4 protein-coding genes are annotated in these 7,157 nt (G+C 53.0%); all 4 read right to left on the minus strand.

Annotated features, from left to right (window positions below; all coding sequences use genetic code 11):
- Positions 1-117 precede the first annotated feature (117 nt).
- On the minus strand, positions 118-705 hold the full coding sequence (locus VB712_RS07955) for a LemA family protein (protein WP_323253887.1): 588 nt from the start codon (positions 703-705) through the stop codon (positions 118-120).
- A 65-nt stretch (positions 706-770) separates the two neighbouring features.
- Complete coding sequence (locus VB712_RS07960; RefSeq protein ID WP_323253889.1) at positions 771-2,681, minus strand: M48 family metallopeptidase; 1,911 nt, start codon at positions 2,679-2,681, stop codon at positions 771-773.
- A 225-nt stretch (positions 2,682-2,906) separates the two neighbouring features.
- Positions 2,907-4,361 carry a mechanosensitive ion channel domain-containing protein gene (locus VB712_RS07965; protein ID WP_323253891.1) on the minus strand — a complete coding sequence of 485 codons (1,455 nt, stop codon included), beginning with the start codon at positions 4,359-4,361 and terminating at the stop codon, positions 2,907-2,909.
- A 142-nt stretch (positions 4,362-4,503) separates the two neighbouring features.
- On the minus strand, positions 4,504-7,157 hold a 2,654-nt coding region (locus VB712_RS07970), incomplete at its 5' end, for a hydantoinase B/oxoprolinase family protein (protein ID WP_323253893.1).

The following is a 7,157-nucleotide window of genomic DNA, read 5'->3' on the forward strand; positions in this document are numbered from 1 at the left end:
TGGTGGATGAACTAACCGTCATCGAGGAGCAAAAAGCGGGTTAACTGATTGCTGATCTGATGGGATGAAGGGGGGCGATCGCTCCCCTTTTTTAGTGGCGATCGACAGGGAAAAGTTCTAGAGTGAAATCTGGGGCGGGGCCTGCATTTCCGGCGGTGCGCCAGCTAATAGTTCGGCATTTTTGAAATTGAAGGTTTCGGCAATTAAGTTGTTCGGAAAAATTTCCCGCTTGGTGTTGTAGAGCGTGATGCTATCGTTAAAGGCTTGGCGGGCAAAGGCGATGCGGTTTTCCGTCGAGCGGAGTTCTTCCATGAGTTCCTGCATAGAGCCATCGGCCTTGAGATCGGGATAGGCTTCCGAGAGGGCGAAGAGATGGCCCAAAATCCCCGTTAACGCACTTTCAGCATTTTCGAGGTTTTGCATAGCGCGGGGATCTCCTGGTGCATTGGCTGCCCGCTCATTGGCCCGGATCGCGGCGTTGCGGGCTTGAATCACTGCTTCGAGGGTTTCCCGTTCGTGGGCCATGTAGCCCTTCACCGTTTCCACCAAATTGGGGATCAGATCGTAACGCCGCCGCAATTGGACATCAATTTGGGCGTAGGCGTTTTCATAGCGTTTCCGCAGTATGACCAAAGTGTTATAGATGTTGACCAGGGCAAAAATGAAGAGGGCGATCGCCCCCATCACAATCAAAAAAGGAGCCATAGCACAGGAACCCTCAAGGAAAATCAACGCAGAACGCCCCCATCCTAACAAGAAATTTGCCCAGTTCAATCCCCATCGGGGAGGCGGGTGGCGGCTTCGAGGAACGGCGGCATCGGGCAATCCAGGGCAATCACCACCGCCCGCAACAGTTCCGCCTCCAAACGGGAAACATTGCCATCGGCTAGCACCGTATGGGCGCAGGCATCAATGACTTGCCGTTTCAGTTGTGGACTGGCCTGCTCTAAGGTTTTGAGGCTTTGGCTCACAGCGCTAAGGCTAGCGGCCATGGGTTCTTTGGGGGGATTCAGTTTGCTGGCTCCCGGTAGGCGCATTAGGCCATTGCTGAGGGCATAGGCCCCGGTTTTGGGGCTACTGACGCGGGCCAGGGCGGAAAGTACCGTTAAGCAGGGTTGCCAAATTTGTACCAGTTGGCTGTATTGCTGTGATGGATTGCGGGGTTTGCCAAAGTAGGGCCGGAGGCGATAGAGCAGCACCAAATAGAGGGCATAATTGGACAGCGTGACAGTCCCCCCCGCTTGGCTCAGGGCCTTGATTTGGTTAAACAGTTGGCGGCATTGCTCTGGGGTGAGGTTCCGCAACGCCGGAACGATCAGATCCACCAAAGGCAGGCGGGTGAGGGGGTTGAGTTGGGCGAGATCCGGCTGAAGGGCTTGAATTTGGGCCAGTCGTTCGGGGGTTTCGGTGTTCTGAAGGTGGCCCCATTGGGGATTTTCGGGAGATTCCGGGAGGAAAAGGCCGTAGAGGAGGGCGATCGCCCCCTCCGGTTCCCGTGCTGCTGTCCGCAATTGTGGGGGCAGTCCCGCCAATAGTGCTGTTGTGCTGCTCAATGCCTGGGGAGAGATTTGGCCGATCGTCGTGATCACCTTTTCCGGTTGAGCCGGGCCTCCCTGTAAACCCATCACCCCAGCCATGGCCGCCTTACTCCGTTGGGGCCGGTCTTGCCCTTGGGCCTGTCCCCCCAATCGCCGAATCCGTTCCTTTAAGGGAGGATGGGTGGCAAACCAACCGGAGGCAAAAAAGCCTTGGAACGCCGCCCCAAAAAACAGATGGCTCGCGGCTTCAGCGCGGGGGGTGCGGATGCGGGCATGGCCAGGATGGGTGCGAATGATGTTGAGGGCTTCCGCTAGGCCTTGGGGGTTGCGGGTAAATTGCACCGCCGAAGCATCGGCTAAAAATTCCCGTTGACGAGAAACGGCGCTTTGCAGGAGTCGGCCCAGGATCACCCCTAAACCACCGCTGATGATCAGCAATAAGCCCAAGATTTCGCTTTCAAAGAGGCTCTGGCGACGACTGAGGCTGAAAGAATTGTGATGCGTACCCCAGAACGTGCGCCCCGTGATGTAAATGAACATCAAGCCATGTAAAGCCCCCATCAGCCGCAGGTTTAACCCCATATCGCCGTTGAGAATATGGCTAAATTCATGGCCAATCACCCCCTGCATTTGATCCCGATCAAAGGCCTCTAAGCAGCCTCTTGTTACACCAATCACAGCATCTTGGGGCGTAAAGCCAGCGGCAAAGGCATTAATCCCGGTTTCTTGATAGAGGATATAGACCGGCGGGACGGCGATACCAGAGGCGATCGCCATTTCTTCCACCACATTCAACAATTGCCGCACTTTCGGATCGCGATAGTCATAGGTGAGCAATTCCCCCCCCAATTGTTCAGCGATTACTTTCCCACCACCGCGCAATTCCCGCAGTTTATCAAAGGTGGCCCACAGGATAATCCCGCCCACAATCAAGAGCGTGATCAAAAACCCCCGCCAACGAAAGGGAGGAATCCACGTAAAGTTCTCCGGATCAGCGTAGGTGGGGATGCCGATAAAGTTCCACACCACGCCAAAACCCCGATACATTACCCAAGTAATGATCAACAGAGCGAGGGTAAATAAACCCATCAAAAGGATTGTATTACGTTTGGCTTGGTCTTGTTGTTCAAAAAAGTTGTTCATCGGGCCAAAAACGGAAATGTGTAGGGGCGAAAAACCTTTCGCCCTCTTAAGGCATAGGTAGGAGCGAAAAACCTTTCGCCCTCTTGAGTGTCAAACCCAGTTTAATCAATCCCTAGGAGGATGTCTCACCCCATCGGGGGAAAGATTAACCCTGAGAGGAAATGAGAGCAGTTTCCACCGAGTTTCTGGCAATGGGGTGTCTCGCCCACCCCACCAAACCCCACCCTACAAGTTAAATAAAACCGTTAAACGACGACGCACCCAATTGACCAAATTTTTATCCTCCTCAGAATCCGTCTCTAGACCCATATCCTTTAATTGCTGCCGTCGCTCCGATAATTCCTGTTGATGTCTGGCCAGTTCTTGGACAATCACCTCTGCAAGTTGGGGATTTTCCTTAAGCAGCTTTTTAAAACGCTTATCACTAATGGTAAACAACAACGTTTCTTCCTTGGCAATGACCGTTGCTGTGCGAGGAATCCCCAACATCAAAGAAAGCTCGCCAAAAAAAGAACCTTCTTTCAATGTCGCTAAATGTTTATTGATTTTCTGAGCAACTACATCCACAGAACCCGATAAAACAATATAAAAAGCATCGCCGCGATCGCCCTCTTTAAACAAAACCTGCTCAGGATACAATCGCTTGCGATAGCCCACTTCAATTAATTGCCGCAATTCAATATCGGTTAAATTTGCAAAATAAATAACCTCCTTGAGTAAATCTCGCACGGCTCGACTTTTTGAGTTGGCTTTAGCGGCGAGAGTCGATTCCAGAGTTGCGGTGACAGAGGTATTGTGAACCATCGTCGTTAGCTCTGCTAAATCTTGGAGGGAGAAAATATTGGGAGGTGCAGGAATTTCAATGTCATTTTGACGAAACAGATAATCAATTAAGTAGTGTAAAGAGCTTTTAATGCCAGATTCGCGATCAAAACCATTAATCCAGACCCGCAGTTCAAATTGCAAACCCTGTTCACCAAAGCTGGTAAATAAAACCTGCGGTGCAGGCTCATGCAAAATATTGTTTTCCAAGTAAGCCGCATTTAATAATGCTTCAGTCACCAATACCGGATCACTGCCCCGTTCAACCATAATCGGGAGATCTATCCGTGCAATGGCATCACTATAGTTCCAATTAATCACCTTACTTTCCACAAGCTGATTATTCGGTACAATCACATCGCCCCCGGAGCGGGTACGCAGGACTGTCGCCCGCAAAGAAATCTCTTTAACATAACCCTTGATGCCATCGAACTCGATAAAATCTTCAACTTTGATTTTTTGTTCAATCAATACTGTTAAACCACTGATGAAGTTGCGAATGACATCCTGAAGTGCAAACCCAATGCCAAACCCTAAACTCCCAATCAGAAACAGTAATGATTGAATTTTAAACCCAATACTTTGTACAAAGCCAATAAAGAATAAGGTTCCTAAGCTATAGCTTAAAATCGTTGAAATGGCTTCTCGATTACCGATATCAAGCTTTAAAGTGAGCAGGAGTTTATTTTTGAGAAAGTTTCTGAGAATTCGCGTTAAAACAATCACGAAGCACAAAAACAAAATCAGTTTAATAATCACCCACAGCGTAATCGGGGGATCGCCGGGAAAAATGGCCGTATGAAAGAGGGTAGTGAGATGGTCAAGGAAAGAATCAATCATGTTGTTGCTGGCGATCATCAGCGGACTCCACCGAATTTAGGGATGCTGCATCAATTATCACTGAATTGATTCAGGTCAGGTTAAAGTTACAGCTTGTTCACTCATTGCTTAACCCATTGCCCTCACCCTAAATCCCTCTCTCAGAGCGGGAGAGGGACTTTCAGAACTGATCAGATTGTTTCTGAACAGGCTGTAAAAATTTGGGCTGGCCATAACCGCCGCCGCCAGGGGTGGAGAGGGCGATCGCCTCCCCCGCTGCCATCTCTACCATGGCCTGCCCTGAGAGGATTTCCACCGACCCATCGGCCCGCTCCACCTGATTACAGCCCTTCGCCCCCGGTTCCCCGCCCGCTAAACCAAAGGGGGCCACCTGTCGCCGCCCGGAGAGGATCGCCGCTGTCATTGGTTCTAAAAAGCGGATTTTACGGATCACGCCATTGCCCCCCGGCCAAGTCCCCGCACCGCCGCTATTCGGGCGGATCGCAAACTGCTCCAACCGCACCGGAAACCGCCATTCCAACACCTCCGGATCCGTAAGGCGGGAATTGGTCATGTGGGTTTGTACCGCATCGGTTCCCGCAAACCCTGGCCCCGCACCACTGCCGCCGCAAATGGTTTCGTAATACTGCACTGCCCCGTTGCCAAACGTGAAATTATTCATCGTCCCCTGGGAAGCCGCTAATACGCCCAATGCTCCATAGAGGCAATCGGCGATCGCCTGGGAAGTTTCCACATTCCCCGCCACCACCGCCGCCGGATCGGTGGGATTGAGGAGCGAACCGAGGGGAACAATCAAGTTTAACGGTTTTAAACAACCGGCATTGAGGGGCAAATCTTCATCAATGAGCGTCCGGAACACATACAAAACCACCGCCTGACACACGGCTAAAGGGGCGTTGAAATTGTGCAGCCCTTGGGGAGATGTGCCGGTGAAATTGAGGGTAGCGCTGCGGGTTTCTGGGTGGATCGTGATCTTGACCTGGATCACCGGGCCAGCATCCAGGGCGCAGGTAAATTCTCCATCCTTGAGCGTGGTAATCGCCCGCCGTACCGCTGCCTCGGCTTGGTCTTGGCTATAGCCCATATAGGCCTGTACTGTGGCTAATCCGTAGGTGGTGACGAGGGTTTGTAATTCCTGCACGCCTTTGGCGTTGGCGGCAATTTGGGCCTGGAGATCGGCAATATTTTGGTCAGGATTGCGGGCAGGATAGGGGCCAGCGGTTAACTGTTCCCGAATCGCCGCCTCCTGAAATTCGCCATCATGCACCAAAAGGACATGATTTAACATCACCCCTTCCTCTGCAATGTGGGTACTATAGGCGGGCATCGAGCCGGGAGTAATGCCGCCAATATCGGCATGGTGGCCCCTAGAGGCGACGAAAAAGGCAGGTTTTGGGGAATCTGTCACAAATACCGGCGTAATCACCGTAATATCGGGCAAATGTGTGCCGCCCGCATAGGGATTATTGAGGGCGAATACATCCCCCGCCTGGAATTGTCCCCCTTGGGCCGCGATTAGGCTGGCCACACTAGCCCCCATCGAACCCAAATGCACCGGAATATGGGGGGCATTGGCCACCAATTGCCCCGCATTATCAAAAATGGCACAGGAAAAATCGAGGCGTTCCTTGATGTTGACGGAATAGCTGGTATTTTGGAGCGTCGTCCCCATTTGTTCGGCGATCGCCCGCCACAAATGGTTAAACACCCCCAACAACACCGGATCCTTCCCTTCTTGCTCTTGAACCCCCCTTTTTAAGGGGGGCAGGGGGGATCCCGCCAACACCAAATGACCATAATCATTCACCTCTCCCCACCAACCCGGCTCAATCACCGTCGTTCCCGTTGCCTCCACAATCAAGGCCGGCCCTTGGATTTCATCCCCTGCGGCCAAATCTTCCCGTTGAAATACCGGCCCCTCCTGCCAACCATCCTCCACAAATAGCGGAACCCTTGCCACCGGCTGCACCTCGCCCCCTTGACGCTGGGGTTGAACCGTTTCCGGCGGGATCTCTCCCGGCGTAATCAACTCCACGGTTAAAACTTCCACCATCAACGCCCGCTCCGCCATGATGAAACCGTAGCGTTGGCGGTGCTGGGCGGCAAAGGCCGCGCTCATCCCGGCCAAATCCCCTAAAGGAATCTCTAACGTGCTATCTGTGCCACTGTATTTCAATTGCACCGTGGCAATTTGGGTTAAATTCGCCCCTACGGGCAATTCCTGCATGGCTTCTACGGCTAAAGCTGCCGCCATCCCCGCCAATTCTCCAAAAACCTGCCCTAACTCCGCCTCAATGGCCCGCTCCCGCAACACCCGCCGCTCCGCCAAACCAATGCCATAGGCCGACAACACCCCTGCATAGGGATGGATGATCACCCGCTGCATCCCCAAGGCTTCTGCTAATAAACAGGCGTGCTGCCCCCCCGCCCCACCAAAACAGCAGAGGGTGTAATCGCTGACATTGTAGCCCCGTTCAAGGGAGATTTTTTTAATCGCGTTGGCCATGGTGGCGATCGCCACCCTTAAAAATCCCGTGGCCATTTCCGCAATGGAACGGCGATCGCCCATCGCTACCCGCCAAGCCTCAAACTGCTCCATCACCCCCTCCCGATCCAAAGGCTGATCCCCATCGGGGCCAAACAATTGGGGGAAAAAGGCCGGTTGAATCTTCCCCACCACCACATTACAATCGGTAATCGTCAAAGGGCCACCCCGGCCATAGACCGCCGGCCCCGGATTCGCCCCCGCCGAAGCTGGCCCCACCTGATAACCGCCCCCCTCGTAGCGCAAAATCGAACCGCCCCCCGCCGCCA

The organism is Spirulina sp. CCNP1310, from assembly GCF_034932185.1.
GTDB lineage: Bacteria > Cyanobacteriota > Cyanobacteriia > Cyanobacteriales > Spirulinaceae > Spirulina.

What these genes read in the sequence shown, in the direction of transcription:
- VB712_RS07955 (WP_323253887.1), bottom strand. Translation starts at nt 705, where the DNA reads ATGGCTCCTTTTTTGATTGTGATGGGGGCGATCGCCCTCTTCATTTTT.
- VB712_RS07960 (WP_323253889.1), bottom strand. Translation starts at nt 2,681, where the DNA reads ATGAACAACTTTTTTGAACAACAAGACCAAGCCAAACGTAATACAATC.
- VB712_RS07965 (WP_323253891.1), bottom strand. Translation starts at nt 4,361, where the DNA reads ATGATCGCCAGCAACAACATGATTGATTCTTTCCTTGACCATCTCACT.